Here is a 15,903-nt window from a genome sequence, read left to right as displayed (position 1 = left end):
CATGAAGAGGACAAGCAAGCCTGCTCAGAGGTTGATGCAGGGGCGCCGAGGGCGATGAGCATGTTTCAACTGGAGGCATTCCGGACAATGCGCCGCAAGACGCTATCGCCTTTGCGCGCATTCGGCCGGGCTGGGCTCATCGCGGCAGCGTGGCTTCTCGCCGCGTCGGCTGCGCTCGCGCAGGTCCCGCCGCTGCCTCCGACCCGCCCGGACGCGCCCGCCACCGTGCCACTGCCGCAAACCGGACCGGCGACGGCGTCGACCGGGCCCGCGAGCCTGACGCTGAGCGCGCAGTTTTCAGGCGATCGCAAGCCGATCCGCTCCGGCCTCGTCTGGCGCGTCCTCGCCGAAACCGCGGACGGCTCGCCGCCCCGCATCGTCGCGCGCTCGACCGAAGCCGAACCCCATTTCACGCTCGAGCCCGGTGCCTATGTCCTGCACGCGGCCTATGGCTTCGCCAGCGGCACCAAGCGGGTGAGCCTCGGACAGCAGGGCCTGCGCGAGCAGATCGCGATCAGCGCCGGCGGCCTGACGCTCGCGGGCTCGATCGGCGAGACGCCGATCCAGGCAGCGCAGCTCACGTTCCAGGTCTTCGTGCCCTTGCAGGGCAATTCGGAGGGCCGGCTCGTCGTCGGCGACGCCAAGGCGGGCGACCTGATCCGTCTGCCCGAGGGCACCTATCACGTCGTCTCGACCTATGGCGATTCCAACGCGATCCAGCGTGCCGACGTGACCGTGGAATCGGGCAAGGTCACCGATGCCACGCTGCATCACCGCGCTGCACGCGTGACCCTGAAACTGGTCGCCTCCCCCGGCGGCGAGGCCTTCGCCGGCACCGCCTTCAGCGTCCTCACTCCGGGCGGCGACGTCATTCGCGAGGCGATCGGCGCCTTCCCGCAGGTCATTCTGGCCGAGGGCGACTACGTGCTGATCGCGCGGCAGGAAGGCCAGGTCTTCTCGAAGGATTTCAAGGTCGAGACCGGGCTCGACCGCGACATCGAGGTGATCGCGACGAAATAGCCGGGGAGCCTCGGCTCAATTGGTCGGGTTCGGCGGTTCCACGAGTTCGGGCTTCGCGCCGGTGAGTTCCCCGACGATCCCGTCCGCGATCCGGATGGCGAGACAGCGATAGCTTGCATCGACCATGTGGAGCCCGTCCATGCCGACGAGTTCCTCGGCGGTGAAGTGCTTCGATTTCGACCAGCTCTTCATCATGGCGTAGCGCGGAAAGACCGAGACGCTCATCTCGTCGGCGGTCTTGGCGAGAACCGCGCGGTACTCGTCATATTTCGGGTAGCGATCCTCGCGCGGCAGCCATTGCAGGTCCATCAGGACCATGTCGATATCCGCGGCCCTGGCCTTCTTGACGCCCTTGCGCAGGATCTTCGCGAGCTTCTCCTCGCCGATATCGCGGATCGCGTCGTTGACCACGGTCTGCCAGATCAGCACCGTCGGCTTCTCGTCGACGACGTCGCTGTCCATCCGCATCAGCATGTCATAGGCCGACTGGCCGCCAATGCCCTTGTTGATGACCCGGATTTCGGTGTCCGGCATCCGCCGCTTCAGCTCGGCTTCGAGGACGGCGGGGTAGCTGCGACCGCTCTCGCTGGCCCCCGCCCCGGCCGTGGTCGACGAGCCGAGCGCCACGATGGTGAGCTTGCCGGTCTCCTGGAGCGCCTTCTTCGCCGCCGGAAGCATCGGCTGGAACGGCTGCTGGGCGGCGCCGAAGCGGCAGCGCAGGTCGGTCATGCCGGCCAGCGTCATCGGCCCGGCCTGGGCCGTGCTCGTCATCAGGCCAATCGTCAGGATCGCGGCACAGAGGCTGGCAGCGCTGGAGCGGGTTTTCCCGCGGAGCCGTGAAGCGCGATGGACTGATACCACGATAGGAAGTTCCCGAGCCCAACCAGTATCGTAACGCCACCCACGCAAACGAGCAACTGAACGCCCAGTGCGAAATAAGTCTCAGCCAGGATGATCTGCCCGATAATCGCAAGCACGATGCCGGCGCAGAATACTTCCAGCGAATGCCGGCCCATCACGGCCAGGCTGCGTCCCACCCGCCCCTGGACCATCGCGGAATCCCTCGGCACGAGGCGGATGAAGAGCCAGGCGAGCGCGGCCAGGTGCAGCACGCGGACCCAGGCCAGGTTCGTCTTGTCGCTGCCGAGCTGCAGGCTGTCGATCCAGTCGTTCAGGAAAGCCAGCCCGAACGGGTTACCCGTCGACACCTTGACCAGCGCCGAGAAGACGAGGAACCCGATGGCGGCGGCGGTGATCAGGGCCGAACGCGGCACGGCGACGCCCAGTTGCAGCCCGCGCCCGATCACCACGCCGATCGTGAAGACCAGCTGCCACGCGAACGGATTGAAGAACCAGCCGGCAGCGCCGGTATTCGGCAGGTTGAGGTGGAAGAAGACCGCGACCTGCCAGACCAGCACCGAGGCGAGAAGCGTCAGGGCCGGGCTGATCCGCACCGCCCTGTAGATCAGGGGGAATGCCGCGAGCAGCACGATGTAGAGCGGCAGGATGTCGAGATAATGCGGCTGATAGGTCAGCGTCAGCGCATCGACCAGCGCCGAGAGCGTGTCGTTGAAGAAGGGCTGGATGTTGATCGCTTCGATATAGAGCGGGTTCTGCGTCCGCGTCACCGCGCGCGCCACAACCCCGCAAACGATCACGAACACGGCGATATGGGCGATGTAGAGCGTCCAGATTCGGCCGCCGATCCGCAGCGCGCCGATCGCCAGGCCGCGCCGGTCGAGCACCGAACCGTAAGCCAGCGTCGCCGAGACGCCGGCGAGCAGCACGAAGATGTCGGCGGCGTCCGAAAAGCCGAAATTATGCGGCATCGCAGCCGACACGACATTTCCCGGCATGTGATTGATGAAGATGATCAGCAGGGCGAGCCCGCGCAGCGCGTCGATACGCAGGTCGCGGCCGGGAGGCGTGACGGCGAGCGCACCGGCGCCTCGCAGAAAATAGCTCAAGAATGACGAGGAAACCGGCACCGACGACTGCTCCAGAAGGCCACGAACGGCGCCGTCGGATGAGGTTTCAGGCTTGGCGGAGCTGGGGAACGCGGCGCTCAACATGAACAGCATCTGACGAATCCATTCATCTGGCGTTCATACAACGCCCACGCCACAGCCGCCATGGGGATCCGGGTCACATCTGTGTGTCAGGCAAATAAGGGCTCACCATGGCGACCGGAGGGGCAGGCGACATCCGGAACGCGGCAGGCCGTTTCAGTGCGATACCGCCATTTTTCATGCGCCGCCGCTATCGAGGCAGGCATCCTCAGCCAGAAACGACGAAAAATTGAAAAAGCCGATCGGCGCAACTGCCGCCGGCGCTACCGACGTAACCGCTCGCTGCCATGTGATCCGCTTGCCCTAATAGGGCGGCTCGGCGTGAACGAGCTTTCCGTCGATCAGCAGCCGCTTGATCGCGGGCTGGCCCGAGGGCGCCACGGCGGCGACCACCTCGATCCGCTTGCGCTCCGTCCGCTCGATCGCCAGTCCGCTGCCCTGCGGCACGAAATAGCTCTCGAGCCCGTAAGCGATGCGCACGCCGTTGCGATCGCGGCTGCAATCGATGCGGCCGTCCTCGGCCCGCGGGCAGGCGCCAGTCGAGATGATGCGGCCGTCGATGAAGACGTCACCGCTGCCGGTCGGCCTCGTCCGGTAGATGCCGACCGGGCGAGCGAAACCCTCCGGGTCGGGAGCGAGCTGGACCTGGACCTGCTCGCCGCGGCTGAATTCGCGATCGCCCTGCAAGCCGTTCAGGTCCAGGGTGCTGATGTCGTAGCTCAAGATGACATAATCGCCGCGGAACAGGTCGCGCGGATCGACGGGCGCCGTCCTGAGCCTGACCTCGCTTCCGGAACGCAGGATGCGGGCGCGGCTCTCGACCAGCATGCCGATCGCCCCGCACAGCACCAGCGCCGCCGCGGCGGCGCGCCATATCAGCGGAATGCGCCGGGCGATGCTGCCGGCTTCGGGGACATGCATCAGCCCGGCTCCTCGCTCGGCTTGGCGAGACGCGCGAACAGCCGGCGCGCACCACCCGCCAGCGTCAGCAGAACGGCGCCGGCGACCAGGAAGAACAGCGACTGGTCGAGCAGGCTGCCGATCGTCTGCCAGAGCAGGATCAGGATGGCGAGGCCGAACAGGGCCGCGCCCGTCACCAGGATCCGCCGGATGCCGCCGGCCGACCCGGCCACGACAAGCGCGACCGCGCTCGCCAGGATCAGGCTCCCGACCACGACCTTGCCGGGCAGGCGCACCACGCCGCCGCTCCAGAAGATCGCCGGCACCAGCAGCGCCAGGAGCAGGGCGATGGCCATCGCGCCCGCGAAGCGCCGCTCCCGCGCCGTCGCCACGAAGGCAAGCGTGCCGGGAACCGCGAGCGCATAGGCAAGGTAGATCGGCCAGCTCGCCATGCCGGCCTCGGATTGGCCGGAATCCAGGATGCGGAACAGTTCGATCCCGAGGCCGATCATCAGCCCGATCAGACCCCAGGGCAGGCAGGCGGTCAGCAGCGCCGGCCCGCCGCGATCAAGCGCGAAGGCGCCGAGCAGCACATAGATGACCGACAGCGCCAGCCCGTAGGCGACGAGCCCGTAATCGAAGGAGCCGCGCATCCAGTCGCCCGGCACGAGCGCGAGCCAGCAAGCGAGCGAGAGCACGGCGGCGTGATGGACGAGCCTGCCGCGGCGGCCGAGCGCCATCCACACGGCCGGGAGATAAGCCAGCAGGAACGCCCATTGCAGGGTGCCGCCGCTGCTCGACCAGCGCCCCCAGCTCCAGCTCGCCAGCGCCACGAAGGCGACGATCAGCGCGCCGTCGGAGCGCTGCAGGAAGGCGACCGCGAGCGCGCCGAGCGCGATCAGCAGTGCGCCGCCGGGCCAATCGGTGGGGAGATGGTACATCTGGCCGACCAGCGCGACCCCCGCCGCGAAGCACAGGACACCGCAGGTCGAGGCCGCGTCGGCACCGAGCTCGGAGCCTTGCGCCTCCAGCCGGGCCGCGATGCCGAGCGCCGCGACGATGCTGGCGAAGATCATCCCCAGCTTCACCAGCCGGGGCATCTCCTCCCAGTTCGCCGCCACGAAGGCCGCGACGCTGGCCGCGATCAGCAAGCCGCCGAGCATGCCGAGCAAAGCCGGCAGCCGGGCACCGCTGTCGCGCCCGACCGAGCGGCGGATCGTCGCCGCGCTGTCGGCGCTGACCAGCCCCTCGGTCACCCAGCGGGCGAGATCGGCCTCGAGCCGTTTGCGATAGGATCCCGTCAGCATCGCTCACATCCTGGCATGCCGGGCGCGCTTTTGGCGAGCCCGGCAGGAGTTCAGGCCGCGGCCAGGGCCTTGCGGCGCGCGAGATCGGGCGGTGTCGCCTCCTCGACCAGGGCCGACAGCGCCGCGTCCAGGCTCATCACCGCCTGGTTCTGGCTGCCGAGCCGGCGCATGGTCACGGTCTTCTCCTCAGCCTCGCGCTTACCGACCGCGAGGATGACCGGGACCTTGGCGAGCGAATGCTCGCGCACCTTGTAGCTGATCTTCTCGTTGCGGAGATCGGCGCGGGCGCGCAGGCCCTGGTTCATCAGGGCGATCGTGACCTGCTCGGCATAGGCGTCGGCCTCCGAGGTGATCGGGCAGACGAGGATTTGCTCCGGCGCCAGCCAGAGCGGGAAATGCCCGGCATGGTGCTCGATCAGGATGCCGGTGAAACGTTCCAGCGAGCCGCAGATGGCGCGATGGACCATCACCGGCTGCTTCTTCTCGCCGTCCGAGCCGATATAGAAGGCACCGAACCGCTCGGGCAGGTTGAAATCGACCTGCGTCGTGCCGCATTGCCAGTCGCGGCCGATGGCGTCGCGCAGCACATATTCGAACTTGGGCCCGTAGAAGGCGCCCTCGCCCGGGTTGATCTCGGTCTTGATGTTGCGGTTGCCGGACTGGGCCGCGATCGTCTCCAGCACCCGGGTCATCACCTCCTCGGCATGGTCCCAGACCGCGTCGGAGCCGACACGCTTCTCCGGCCGCGTCGAGAGCTTGATGACGAGGTCGTCGGTGAAGCCGAAATCCTCGTAGACCGAGAGGATCAGGTCGTTGATCTTCATGCACTCGGCAGCGAGCTGCTCCTCGGTGCAGAAGATGTGCGCGTCGTCCTGGGTGAAGCCGCGCACCCGCATCAGCCCGTGCAGCGCGCCCGAGGGCTCGTAGCGGTGGACATTGCCGAACTCGGCGAGCCGGATCGGCAGGTCGCGATAGCTCTTCAGCCCGTGCTTGAAGATCTGGACATGGCCGGGGCAGTTCATCGGCTTCAGCACAAAGAGCCGCTGGTCGCGCTGCGGATCGTTCGGGTTCTCGTAGGCAGTGGCCGATTTCACCGCGAACATGTCGTCCTTGTACATGCCCCAGTGGCCGGAGGTCTCCCAGAGCCCCTTGTCGAGGATCTGCGGCGCGTTGACCTCCTCGTAATCGGCGGCGAGCCGCCGGCGCATATAGGCGATGATCTCCTGGAACAGGCGCCAGCCCTTGGAGTGCCAGAACACGACGCCCGGCCCCTCCTCCTGGAAATGGAACAGGTCCATCTCCCGGCCGAGCTTGCGGTGGTCGCGCTTCTCCGCCTCCTCGAGCTGCTTGAGATGCGCGTCGAGGTCCTCCTGCCTGGCGAAGGCGGTGCCGTAGATGCGCGTCAGCATCGGATTGTTCGAATCGCCGCGCCAATAGGCGCCGGCCACCTTCATCAGCTTGAAGGCGTTGCCGACCTTGCCGACCGAGGTCATGTGCGGGCCGCGGCAGAGGTCGATCCAGTCGCCCTGCGCATACATCTTCAGCGTCTGGTCGGCCGGAATGGCATCGACCAGCTCGACCTTGAAGGCCTCGCCCTTGTCGCGGAAGAAGGCCTTCGCCTTGTCGCGGCTCCATTCCTCCTTGGTGAAGGATTTGTCGCGGGCGATGATCTCGCGCATCTTCTTCTCGATCGGCGCGAAATCCTCCGGCGTGAACGGCTCGTTGCGGAAGAAGTCGTAAAAGAAGCCGTTCTCGATCACCGGGCCGATCGTCACCTGCGTGCCGGGATAGAGCTCCTGCACCGCCTCGGCGAGCACATGGGCCGCATCATGGCGGATCAGCTCGAGCGCGCGCGGGTCCTCGCGATTGAGGAACTCGATCCTCGAATCCTTGGTGATCGGGTCGGCGAGGTCGACGACGGTGCCGTCTAGCGCCATCGCGATGGTGCGCTTCAGCAGGGAGGGGGAAATGCCGCCGGCGATCTCCTTGCCGGTGATGCCGGCCGGAAACTCGCGCTGGGCGCCGTCGGGAAATGTCAGGGAGATCGTCATCGATCGCGCTCCTGCTCACTCGGGGATACAAGCCCCGTAAGCCAAGGCCGGATACATGGGATTTCGGCGAGATCCGTATCCGGGGGAGGATCGCGCCGGCGCAGGGCGGCATGGACGCCGCCGCTTGCGGGCCTTCCGCCTATACGAGCCGGCCTGCGCAGGCAATCGTCATCGCTCGGTCCCGGGCGCTTCGGCCTCCGGCGGCGCATTGACCCCGCGCCAGCGGCCATAGGACCACGGCCTGTACCAGGCCGAGCCCGCCGGCAATTCCTCGCAGACGAGGTCGATGCCGCTGGTGCCGAGCGGCGTGCAGCGACAAACCCGGGCGAAACCGACCCAGCCGCCACGCCAGAGGCCGAAACGCTGGATCGCCTCGTCGGTATAGCTGGAGCAGCTCGGCCAGTGTCGGCATTGCCGGCCGATCAGCATCGAGAGGCTGAGCTGGTAGCCGCGGATCAGCCAATGGGCCCCGCGACGCGGTGCCCTAGCGAAAAGACGTGACAAGGCGTGGTCGGATGCCATTTCATCGCGCCTCGTCTTTGCCTGTTTCATTTTGAGATTCGCCCATGCTCCGCCACCGCATCCGCACGGCTTCCATTCTCGTGCCTGCCGCGCTCTTCTTGTCCCTCGCTCCGGCCGCGGCACAGCAGCGCACCAGCACGATCTGGCTCGATCCGGGCCAGCTCGACATCACCCGCGCGATCGGCAACCCGCCGCCGGCGAATTCGCCGGAGGCCAAGCGCGAGTTCGAAGACGTCCTCCAGATCACGCTGAACCGTACCCCCGAGCGCGAGAAGGCAGCCATCGCCGATCAGTACCAGACGCTCGCCCGTTTCCTGGAAGGCATGGACGTCAAAGCCTCGCTCGCCACGCATCACGAGGTGCGGCTGCTCTTCCGCGAGGCCAATATCGAGCTCGGCATCGTTCTCGTCGGCCTGCGCCGCCTGACCTCGCGCCAGCGGCCCTTCACCGTCTGGAACAAGGTCAAGGTCAAGCCCTGCCCCGGAGGACGACCGGTCGGCTCCTCCTTCCCGGCCGGCCACGCCGCGACCGCCTCGCTCTATTCGGTGCTCCTGAGCGCCGCGGCTCCCGAGCTGCACGATAAATTCGAGGCCCGCACCGTTTCCTATGGCGAAAGCCGACTGGTTTGCGGATTCCACTATGCAAGCGACGTCGCAGCGGGCGACAAGGCCGGGCGGATCGTGGCGGAAGCGCTCCTGGCCGACCGTGCCTTCCGGGCCCGCTTCGACGACACCCGCGACGAAATCCGCAAGGTGCTCGGGCTCACCTGACGGCCACCATCTTCGCCTCGCTCCCCGGCTGGCTCCGCTGCGCCTCGATCTGCCCGATCGCATCGACCACCGCGTCGAAGGTCAGCATGGTCGAGGCGTGGCGGGCCTTATAGTCGCGCACTGGCACCAGCACCGAAAGATCGCTCCATTTGCCGCCTGGCGGTTCGGCGCTCTCCTTCAGGATCGCGCGGGCTTGCTCGCGCACCAGCCGCAGTTCCTCGGCCGTCGAACCGACGACGTGGCGGGCCATGATTGAGGACGAGGCCTGGCCGAGCGCGCAGGCTTTGACGTCGTGCCCGAAACCGGTGACGACATCGCCCACCATCGTCAGGTCCACGGTTACCGTCGATCCGCACAGGCGGGAATGCGCCGTCGCGGTCGCATCCGGCTCCGGCAGCCGCTCGAGCAGCGGAATGTTTCCTGCCAATTCCAGGATTCGCTTGTTATAGACGTCGCTCAGCATGGCATGGTCCTCGCCGGGTCTGGAATGACCGGCGTTCCGTGCCAATATAAGGTCGAATGCCCGCGGGCGGGAGATGGGCGATCCCGCTGCGGGAGCAGAACTTGTCGCAACCCCCTTCGACGCGACGCGATTGCCAGGGGCAGCCCGCCCCGAGCGTCGCCGCTGCGCCGCAGAGATGAAACGTAACGGGAGGCACCACATGATCCCTGTGGTTAAGTCCTTGTCCGTCGAGCGGGCGCTCAGCCCCTCCGCAGACAAGTTTCTGGTCAGGCAGCCGACGCAGGAGCAGGCCGAGGAGGCCGTGCGCACGCTCATCCTATGGGCCGGGGACGACCCGTCCCGTGAAGGCCTGATCGAGACGCCGCCGCGCGTCGCCAAGGCCTTCAGGGAATTCTACAAGGGCTATCGCGAGGATCCGGACGAGATTCTCGATCGCGTCTTCGAGGAGGTCGAGGGCTACCAGGACATGGTGCTGGTCCGCGACATCCCGTTCTATTCGCATTGCGAGCACCACATGGTGCCCTTCGTCGGCAAGGCCCATATCGCCTATTACCCGTCGAAGGGCGTGGTCGGCCTCTCGAAGCTGGCCCGCATCGTCGATGTCTATGCCCGGCGGCTGCAGACCCAGGAGGCGATGACAGCGCAGATCGCCCAGGTCATCGACAAGGCGCTCGAACCCCGCGGCGTCGCCGTCCTGATCGAGGCCGAGCATATGTGCATGTCGATGCGCGGCGTGCAGAAGCAGGGTTCATCGACCATGACCACCCAATATACCGGCGTGTTCAAGGACCCCACCGAGCAGGTCCGGTTCTTCACCATGGTCAAGTCCCCCGCCTTGTAAGGCGGCAAGGATGCGGCGTTGGCGAGCCGCCTCGACCGGATTATGCAGGGCGCATCGCGGGATGCGCCCGCCCCGCCGTGGAGCCTGTGATGACCGCCTACCCCGTTCTGTCCGACAAGCACGCCCTGGAGGAAGGCACCGTGCTGGCGCCGCGCTTCGACGCCGGCGGGCTGGTCACTTGCGTCACCACCGATGCGGCGTCGGGCGAATTGCTGATGGTCGCGCATATGAATGCCGAGGCGCTCCAGCGCAGCGTCGAGACCGGCGAGGCCTGGTACTGGTCGCGCTCGCGCCAGGAACTCTGGCACAAGGGCGCGACCTCCGGGCAAATCCAGACCATCGTCGAGATGCGCGTGGACTGCGACCAGGACGCGATCTGGCTCAAGGTCAAGGTGGCCGGAGACGGCGGCTGCTGCCACACCGGCCGGCATTCCTGCTTCTATCGGGTCAAGCCGCTGCGCGAGGCCGCCGCGGCGCCCCTCGCCTTCGCTGCGGAATGAGGGGGAGCCGCGTTGGTGATCCTTTCACCAAGCTTACATCTTTTCGTCAAATGCGCTTGTTAAGCGCGGTCCTTGCGCGATGGATTCAGCTTCCCCTCACGTTTTCGCGAGACATTGGCCCTCCCGCGGAGGGTCGGGATCATGTTGTGGGATGATATCGCTCGACGGGCCTTTGGAACGAGCGGCGGCGCGGCCTCGATGAACGAATTCAGCATGGAAGCGCCGCCTCGACGCGGCAGACCCAAGATCGGCCTCGCACTGGGCGGCGGCGCGGCCCGCGGCTGGGCCCATATCGGCGTGCTCGACGTGCTGGTCGAGGCCGGATATGCCCCCGACGTCATTGCCGGCACCTCGATCGGCGCGGTGGTCGGCGGCTGTTACGCCGCCGGCAAGCTGCCGGCCCTCACCGAATTTGCCGAGAACCTAACCAAGCGCCGCGTCGTCGGCCTGATGGATTTCCACATTGGCGGGGCCGGCCTGATCGCGGGCGGACGGCTGAAGCGGCTGCTCGAGCGCGATCTCGCCGACATCCGCATCGAGGCGCTGCCCTTGCGCTTCGCCGCCATCGCCACCGAACTCGGCACCGGGCACGAGATCTGGCTGACCCACGGCCCGCTCGTCGAGGCGTTGCGCGCCTCCTACGCGCTGCCCGGCGTCTTCGACCCGGTGAAGCTGGGCGGGCGCTGGCTGATGGATGGAGCGCTGGTCAACCCCGTGCCGGTCACCGCCGCCCGCGCGCTCGGCGCCGATGTCGTGATCTGCGTCAACCTCAACAGCGACCTCTCGGGGCGCGGCACCACCATCCAGAACCACAGCTCGGACCCCGATCCCGCGCCGGCGTCCGAAATCCTGCCCGAGCTCGACGTCCGCCCGACCTCGCGCTGGCTCGACGGCATCAGCGGCGCGGCGCGACGGATGCGCGGCTTCCTCGGCCGTGCCTCGAACGACCAGCCCGGCCTAGCCGGGGTCATGGTCGACGCGTTCAACATCACTCAGGATCGCATCTCGCGCTCGCGCCTGGCCGGCGACCCGCCCGACATCATGATCGGCCCGAAGCTCGCCCGCGTCGGGCTGTTCGATTTCCATCGTGCCGACGAGGCGGTCGAGCTTGGCCGGGTGGCCGCCAAACGCGCCCTCGACGAAATCGAGGCCGTCGTCGCCAGCAATCACGTCCCGGCCGGGTGAGCCTGTCCGGCTTTCGCGCCGGACGGGGCTGTGCGGCCGTTCAGGCCATCGCGATGTAATCCCGCATCGCCCGGCTCTCGGCCTCGATCTCGGCGACGCGGTGCTTGACGATATCGCCGATCGAGACGATGCCCTTGACCCGGCCGCTCTCGACCACCGGAACATGGCGGAACCGGCCGGAGGTCATGATCTCCATCAGTTCGTCGATGCTGGTTTCCGAGCGGCAGGTGACGACCTTCGCGGTCATGGCGCGCGAGACCGGGTTGTCGAGCGCGGTTGGTCCGGCATCCGCGAGCGCGCGGATGATGTCACGCTCGGACAGGATGCCGAGCAGGCCACCATCGGCGCCCATCACCACGACAGCGCCGATGCGCTTCTCGCCAAGCGTGCGGATCGCCTCGGCCAGTGTGCGGTGCGGCTGGACGGACACGACATCGTGGCCCTTGCCACCGAGAATCTGCGCGACGTTCATGAACGCATTCCTCCTTGTTTGGCGACGCCGTTGGCCGGCGTGCAAAATCAGCGGAGCCCTGGGATCCGACCAATGACGGAATGATTCGCCAAAAGGCCGTCGCAAGCCCCTCGCAGACCTGGAGTGTGGGCGAAGACGGAGACGACGGCAAGGCGGCAGGTCTGCGAGGGGCTTGCGGTGCGGCCCGCTCAGGACCGAAGCGCGCCACGGTCGAGCAGCGGAAACAGCAGCAACCCCACCATGAAGCCGCCGATATGCGCCTCCCAGGCGATGCTGACGTCCTCGCCGAGGATCGGCACGAGCCCAGCTCCGAACAGCAGATTGGTCGCGAACCAGATCACGATGAACAGCAGCGAGCGCGGATTGCGCCAGAGCGCGCCGAACGGCTCGGCTGGAATCGCGCGCACCACGGCATCGTCGGCCAGCCCGCCGAAGCGCAGGCCCGGCGCGAAGACGAAGCGGATCGCGGCTGCGGTCGCGCCCGAGACGGCGGCCGAAGCGCCGACCAGCGGCAGGACGTCGAGCTCGCGCGACCACCAGTGCAGCAGCGCGCCGCCGATGGTGGAAAGCGCCATCAGATTGAGGAACCGCCCCGCGCCCAGCCGGCGCGCGACGGGGCTGCCGAATGCGGCGAGCCAGACCACGTTGGTGATCAGGTGCAGCCACGAGCCGTGCAGCAGGCCGTAGCTCACAAGTGTCCAGAGCCTCGGTCCGCCATCGGCCAGCAGCAGGCGCACGAGCTGGAGCCGGTCGGCGAGATCCTGGCCCGCCATCTGCTGCGTCAGCGCGCCCATCATCTCCTGCGCCCGCTCGGGCGCGAGCCAGAGGCTCAGGCGCGCCGGGACGAAGGCGAACCAGGACATCAGGAGGAAGTCGTCATAGGCCGACAGGACGCTCCGTCCGGCCTGGATCAGCGCAAGCGCGGCGATCAGCCAGACGATGACGGACGGAAGGTTCAGGATCGGCTCACGCACGGGCGCAGCGGAGGATCGGTCGGGGTTCTCGGACATGCGTCGCAACCCTTGCCGAAGCCAGGGCGGGAGGCAAGCCGCCAGGCCCGCTCCGGCGCATCCCGCATGAAAAAGGGGAGGACCAAGGCCCTCCCCTTTCCGGCTGTGGCCGGCGCCTGGGCTCAAGGCCCTGCGCCACGGTCACATCCCCCTCCACCCCTCTTTGACCCGGACCGGCTCCCGCCGCGCAGCCCGCGAAACTATCTTGCATGTCAACGCTTCGTTAACCCTAACGCGACCCTGCCGGTCCCCCCTGCCGGAGGCCCATGGCAAGACGGCATGACCACTGCGTCTGCGAATCGACGAAAGCTCGATTGTCCCCGCTTCTGACGGATATGTGCCGGTCCGGCACGCATCCTGTGCAGGTGGGGAGCCGCAGGCAGGACAGGATGTCGAAATGAAAAACATGAGCACCCGCCTAGTGTTCGACTATTGGGACGCGCTGCGCGGCGAACGCGCCGCACCGGAGCGGGGCGAAATCGAGCCGGGCGCGCTGCGCCATGCGCTAGCGGACACCTTCGTGCTCGAGAACGAGCCGATCGGGCCGGTCTTCCGGCTGGCGGGAACGCGGCTTTGCGCCCTTTTCGGCAGCGAACTGCGTGGCCGCACCTTCGCCGCGCTCTGGCCGGACGTCGAATCGCAGGGCGACATGCGCCGCCTGGTGCAGACCGTGATGGACGAGACGGCCGGCGCCGTCGCCGGCCTTTCGGCCGAGACGGCGAGCGGCTCGCCGATCTATCTCGAGCTGCTGCTGCTGCCCCTGCGCTATCGTGGCCGGACCCATGCGCGGGTTCTCGGCGCCCTGTCGCCTGCCGTCGCCCCCGACTGGCTCGGCCTCGACACGCTCGACAGCATGCGCATGATCTCGCTGCGCATGCTTTGGCCTTCTCCGCAGGCCCAGCGCCAGCCCGAGCCGGTCTCGCGCGCCATGCCGCCAAAGTTTCTGGTGCTGCCGGGCGGCCGGAGCTGAGACTCTAACGTACCGTTAACCCTCCCGCCTCTAGGATCGCCCCAAATCAGGCAGATCCGATGCTGAGTGCGCTGCACACCTCCCGTCCGGCCATACGCCCTGTCGAGCGCAGGCGGCATCAGCGCATGAAGGTCGTGCTGCTCGGCCGCTACATGCTGCCCAACCGCATGGAATATCCCTGCCAGACGGTCGATATCTCGCCGGGCGGCCTGCATCTGGTCGCGCCCGCCAAGGCCAATCCGGGCGACCGCGTCATCGTCTATCTCGAGCATCTTGGTCGGATCGAGGGCACCGCCGTCCGCACCACGATGGAAGGCTTCGCGATGACCATCACCGCGACCAGCCGCAAGCGCGAGAAATTCACCGCCCAGCTGACCTGGCTCGCCAATCGCGACGAGCTCGGACTGCCGGAGGACCGTCGCCACGAGCGTATCGTCCCGCGCAACCCCCGTTCGATGCTGGCGCTGGAGGACGGTTCGGAGCATGTCGTGCGGATCATCGACATCTCGCTCTCGGGCGCCGCGTTCTCGACCGATCAGGAACTGTCGATCAACACGCCCGTGAAGATCGGCGGCACCGCCGCCAAGATCGTCCGCCGCTTCGACGGCGGCTATGCCGCGGAATTCCGCTTCCCGCTCTCCGCCGACGTGCTCGACGAGAATCTCGAGCTCTGAGCCGGCCGGGCGGTAGCGCCAAACCCCGTTCCATTGCCGTAAAGCTTCCGCACGCGTTCTGCCGCGGCGGGCAGCGCATTTGCGCGCCGAACATCTCACCCTGAGCTGAAACGGCAGAGTCATCCCGGGCGCAGCGAAGCGGAGACCCGGGATCCATGCCTGAGCCTCCCCGAGCATCGCTCCGGCATGGATCCCGGCTCTGCGCCGCCAAGGCGGCTTGGCCGGGATGACCTGCCCTTGCATTCCACATGCTCGCGTCAGGCTTCGATGTGCCAGCCTCGCGGAGCTGCAGTCTCAGCGTTAATGAAACCTGCACGCTCAGAGCAGGCCCGCCACAGTTAACGAATCCTGAAACCAGCGCACACATTTCTTACTTCCGCATTCCCCTCAAATTTATACTGATAATCGTTCCGTGTTTAGATCGCGGAATTACATAAAATTGCTTGTATCCATTTCAATCGACATCCATTTGCGCCGCGCATCGTCTGCCCCAGGGACAGGAAAGGGGACGACATGCTTTCTTCTTATCGGGGTACGGTTCTGGCTGCGCTGGTTGCGCTCGCCGGGATTTCATCATCGGCTCAGGCCCAGCAGGTCGCGTCATTGCCGGCCGCCGGCGCGCCGATCGTGGCGTCGGGCGACGCCAGGGCGCCTTATGCCTGGACGGCCTTCTGCCGGCGCAGCCCAAGCGAGTGCGCGGTCAACACCCGCGAGCCCGAAAGCGTCGAGATGACGCCGAAGCTCTGGAAGACGATCGTTGCGCTCAACAGCAGGATCAACCGTGAGATCGAGGCGGTCACCGATCAGGACCATTGGGGCGTGGTCGACCGCTGGGACATCCCCACCGACGGCAAGGGTGATTGCGAGGATTTCGCGCTGCTCAAGCGCAAGCAGCTGGCCGAGCTCGGCGTGCCGCGCCGCGCCATGCTGATGACCGTCGTGATCGACGAGGAGAATGCCGGCCACGCCGTGCTGATGATCCGCACCGACCGCGGCGACTATGTGCTCGACAACAAGCGCAACGCGATCCTGCCGTGGAACCAGACCGGCTACGTCTACGTCAAGCGCGAGTCCCAGTACCAGACGGGCTGGACCTCGCTCGGCGGCCTCTCGACGCCGACGGTCGCCTCGGTGCGCTGAAGAACGATT

17 protein-coding genes are annotated in these 15,903 nt (G+C 67.1%); 8 read left to right on the top strand and 9 right to left on the bottom strand.

Annotated elements, in window-relative coordinates; translation table 11 throughout:
* The first annotated feature begins 87 nt into the window (after positions 1-87).
* A complete protein-coding gene (locus tag ACTIF2_RS09970; protein WP_439496897.1) occupies positions 88-1,020 on the top strand; it encodes a hypothetical protein in 933 nt (310 codons plus the stop codon).
* 15 nt (positions 1,021-1,035) lie between these two features.
* On the opposite strand, the gene ACTIF2_RS09965 is transcribed toward ACTIF2_RS09970, so the two are convergent.
* From ACTIF2_RS09965 to yidD, 6 genes are all read right to left on the bottom strand, one after another.
* Positions 1,036-1,791 (bottom strand): SGNH/GDSL hydrolase family protein, encoded by a 756-nt coding sequence (locus ACTIF2_RS09965; RefSeq protein WP_439496896.1) that lies wholly within the window; start codon positions 1,789-1,791, stop codon positions 1,036-1,038.
* An 11-nt stretch (positions 1,792-1,802) separates the two neighbouring features.
* A complete protein-coding gene (locus ACTIF2_RS09960; protein WP_439496895.1) occupies positions 1,803-2,987 on the bottom strand; it encodes an OpgC family protein in 1,185 nt (394 codons plus the stop codon).
* Positions 2,988-3,392: 405 nt separating this feature from the next.
* A complete protein-coding gene (locus ACTIF2_RS09955; RefSeq protein WP_439496894.1) occupies positions 3,393-4,010 on the bottom strand; it encodes a GDYXXLXY domain-containing protein in 618 nt (205 codons plus the stop codon).
* On the bottom strand, positions 4,010-5,296 hold the full coding sequence (locus ACTIF2_RS09950) for a DUF2157 domain-containing protein (protein ID WP_439496893.1): 1,287 nt from the start codon (positions 5,294-5,296) through the stop codon (positions 4,010-4,012). The genes ACTIF2_RS09955 and ACTIF2_RS09950 overlap by 1 nt, the downstream gene beginning before the upstream one ends.
* A gap of 50 nt (positions 5,297-5,346) precedes the next feature.
* Positions 5,347-7,347 carry a threonine--tRNA ligase gene (thrS, locus tag ACTIF2_RS09945; RefSeq protein WP_439496892.1) on the bottom strand — a complete coding sequence of 667 codons (2,001 nt, stop codon included), beginning with the start codon at positions 7,345-7,347 and terminating at the stop codon, positions 5,347-5,349.
* Positions 7,348-7,515: 168 nt separating this feature from the next.
* Positions 7,516-7,869: a membrane protein insertion efficiency factor YidD gene (gene yidD / locus ACTIF2_RS09940; protein WP_439496891.1), complete on the bottom strand. Its 354-nt coding sequence runs from the start codon at positions 7,867-7,869 to the stop codon at positions 7,516-7,518.
* 44 nt (positions 7,870-7,913) lie between these two features.
* Here yidD and ACTIF2_RS09935 point away from each other — a divergent pair, with 44 nt between their 5' ends.
* Complete coding sequence (locus ACTIF2_RS09935; protein WP_439496890.1) at positions 7,914-8,639, top strand: phosphatase PAP2 family protein; 726 nt, start codon at positions 7,914-7,916, stop codon at positions 8,637-8,639.
* Here the strand turns inward: ACTIF2_RS09935 and ACTIF2_RS09930 are convergent.
* A complete protein-coding gene (locus tag ACTIF2_RS09930) occupies positions 8,632-9,102 on the bottom strand; it encodes an iron-sulfur cluster assembly scaffold protein (protein ID WP_439496889.1) in 471 nt (156 codons plus the stop codon). The two genes, ACTIF2_RS09935 and ACTIF2_RS09930, sit on opposite strands and share 8 nt — an antisense overlap.
* Before the next feature lie 199 nt (positions 9,103-9,301).
* Here ACTIF2_RS09930 and folE point away from each other — a divergent pair, with 199 nt between their 5' ends.
* The 3 genes from folE to ACTIF2_RS09915 all read left to right on the top strand — a co-directional run bounded on the left by folE (position 9,302) and on the right by ACTIF2_RS09915 (position 11,628).
* The gene (gene folE, locus ACTIF2_RS09925) at positions 9,302-9,943 is read left to right on the top strand and encodes a GTP cyclohydrolase I FolE (protein ID WP_439496888.1); all 642 of its coding nucleotides are present in this window, start codon (positions 9,302-9,304) and stop codon (positions 9,941-9,943) included.
* A gap of 89 nt (positions 9,944-10,032) precedes the next feature.
* Complete coding sequence (hisI, locus tag ACTIF2_RS09920) at positions 10,033-10,443, top strand: phosphoribosyl-AMP cyclohydrolase (protein ID WP_439496887.1); 411 nt, start codon at positions 10,033-10,035, stop codon at positions 10,441-10,443.
* Between the two features lie 198 nt (positions 10,444-10,641).
* The gene (locus ACTIF2_RS09915; RefSeq protein WP_439496886.1) at positions 10,642-11,628 is read left to right on the top strand and encodes a patatin-like phospholipase family protein; all 987 of its coding nucleotides are present in this window, start codon (positions 10,642-10,644) and stop codon (positions 11,626-11,628) included.
* Positions 11,629-11,668: 40 nt separating this feature from the next.
* On the opposite strand, the gene ACTIF2_RS09910 is transcribed toward ACTIF2_RS09915, so the two are convergent.
* Together ACTIF2_RS09910 and ACTIF2_RS09905 are read right to left on the bottom strand one after the other, a co-directional pair.
* A complete protein-coding gene (locus ACTIF2_RS09910) occupies positions 11,669-12,100 on the bottom strand; it encodes a CBS domain-containing protein (RefSeq protein WP_439496885.1) in 432 nt (143 codons plus the stop codon).
* Positions 12,101-12,288: 188 nt separating this feature from the next.
* Positions 12,289-13,110, bottom strand: coding sequence for a rhomboid family intramembrane serine protease (locus ACTIF2_RS09905; protein WP_439496884.1), 822 nt, complete (start codon positions 13,108-13,110; stop codon positions 12,289-12,291).
* Between the two features lie 406 nt (positions 13,111-13,516).
* Here ACTIF2_RS09905 and ACTIF2_RS09900 point away from each other — a divergent pair, with 406 nt between their 5' ends.
* The 3 genes from ACTIF2_RS09900 to ACTIF2_RS09890 all read left to right on the top strand — a co-directional run bounded on the left by ACTIF2_RS09900 (position 13,517) and on the right by ACTIF2_RS09890 (position 15,894).
* A complete protein-coding gene (locus tag ACTIF2_RS09900; protein WP_439496883.1) occupies positions 13,517-14,080 on the top strand; it encodes a PAS domain-containing protein in 564 nt (187 codons plus the stop codon).
* Between the two features lie 59 nt (positions 14,081-14,139).
* Positions 14,140-14,754: a PilZ domain-containing protein gene (locus ACTIF2_RS09895; RefSeq protein WP_439496882.1), complete on the top strand. Its 615-nt coding sequence runs from the start codon at positions 14,140-14,142 to the stop codon at positions 14,752-14,754.
* A gap of 513 nt (positions 14,755-15,267) precedes the next feature.
* A complete protein-coding gene (locus tag ACTIF2_RS09890) occupies positions 15,268-15,894 on the top strand; it encodes a transglutaminase-like cysteine peptidase (RefSeq protein ID WP_439496881.1) in 627 nt (208 codons plus the stop codon).
* Positions 15,895-15,903 lie beyond the last annotated feature (9 nt).

This window comes from Allobosea sp., from assembly GCF_051860145.1.
Lineage (GTDB): Bacteria > Pseudomonadota > Alphaproteobacteria > Rhizobiales > Beijerinckiaceae > Allobosea.
Note: the sequence above shows the minus strand (reverse complement) of the source record. Positions and strands in the feature narration are given on the sequence as shown.

Bases quoted from the DNA above. Each gene is read 5' to 3' on its own strand.
- folE (WP_439496888.1), top strand. From the start codon at position 9,302: ATGATCCCTGTGGTTAAGTCCTTGTCCGTCGAGCGGGCGCTCAGCCCC.
- yidD (WP_439496891.1), bottom strand. From the start codon at position 7,869: ATGGCATCCGACCACGCCTTGTCACGTCTTTTCGCTAGGGCACCGCGT.
- ACTIF2_RS09910 (WP_439496885.1), bottom strand. From the start codon at position 12,100: ATGAACGTCGCGCAGATTCTCGGTGGCAAGGGCCACGATGTCGTGTCC.
- ACTIF2_RS09950 (WP_439496893.1), bottom strand. From the start codon at position 5,296: ATGCTGACGGGATCCTATCGCAAACGGCTCGAGGCCGATCTCGCCCGC.
- ACTIF2_RS09890 (WP_439496881.1), top strand. From the start codon at position 15,268: ATGCTTTCTTCTTATCGGGGTACGGTTCTGGCTGCGCTGGTTGCGCTC.
- ACTIF2_RS09905 (WP_439496884.1), bottom strand. From the start codon at position 13,110: ATGTCCGAGAACCCCGACCGATCCTCCGCTGCGCCCGTGCGTGAGCCG.
- thrS (WP_439496892.1), bottom strand. From the start codon at position 7,347: ATGACGATCTCCCTGACATTTCCCGACGGCGCCCAGCGCGAGTTTCCG.
- ACTIF2_RS09915 (WP_439496886.1), top strand. From the start codon at position 10,642: ATGAACGAATTCAGCATGGAAGCGCCGCCTCGACGCGGCAGACCCAAG.
- ACTIF2_RS09930 (WP_439496889.1), bottom strand. From the start codon at position 9,102: ATGCTGAGCGACGTCTATAACAAGCGAATCCTGGAATTGGCAGGAAAC.
- ACTIF2_RS09935 (WP_439496890.1), top strand. From the start codon at position 7,914: ATGCTCCGCCACCGCATCCGCACGGCTTCCATTCTCGTGCCTGCCGCG.
- ACTIF2_RS09955 (WP_439496894.1), bottom strand. From the start codon at position 4,010: ATGCATGTCCCCGAAGCCGGCAGCATCGCCCGGCGCATTCCGCTGATA.
- ACTIF2_RS09895 (WP_439496882.1), top strand. From the start codon at position 14,140: ATGCTGAGTGCGCTGCACACCTCCCGTCCGGCCATACGCCCTGTCGAG.
- ACTIF2_RS09900 (WP_439496883.1), top strand. From the start codon at position 13,517: ATGAGCACCCGCCTAGTGTTCGACTATTGGGACGCGCTGCGCGGCGAA.
- ACTIF2_RS09970 (WP_439496897.1), top strand. From the start codon at position 88: ATGCGCCGCAAGACGCTATCGCCTTTGCGCGCATTCGGCCGGGCTGGG.
- hisI (WP_439496887.1), top strand. From the start codon at position 10,033: ATGACCGCCTACCCCGTTCTGTCCGACAAGCACGCCCTGGAGGAAGGC.
- ACTIF2_RS09965 (WP_439496896.1), bottom strand. From the start codon at position 1,791: ATGACGAGCACGGCCCAGGCCGGGCCGATGACGCTGGCCGGCATGACC.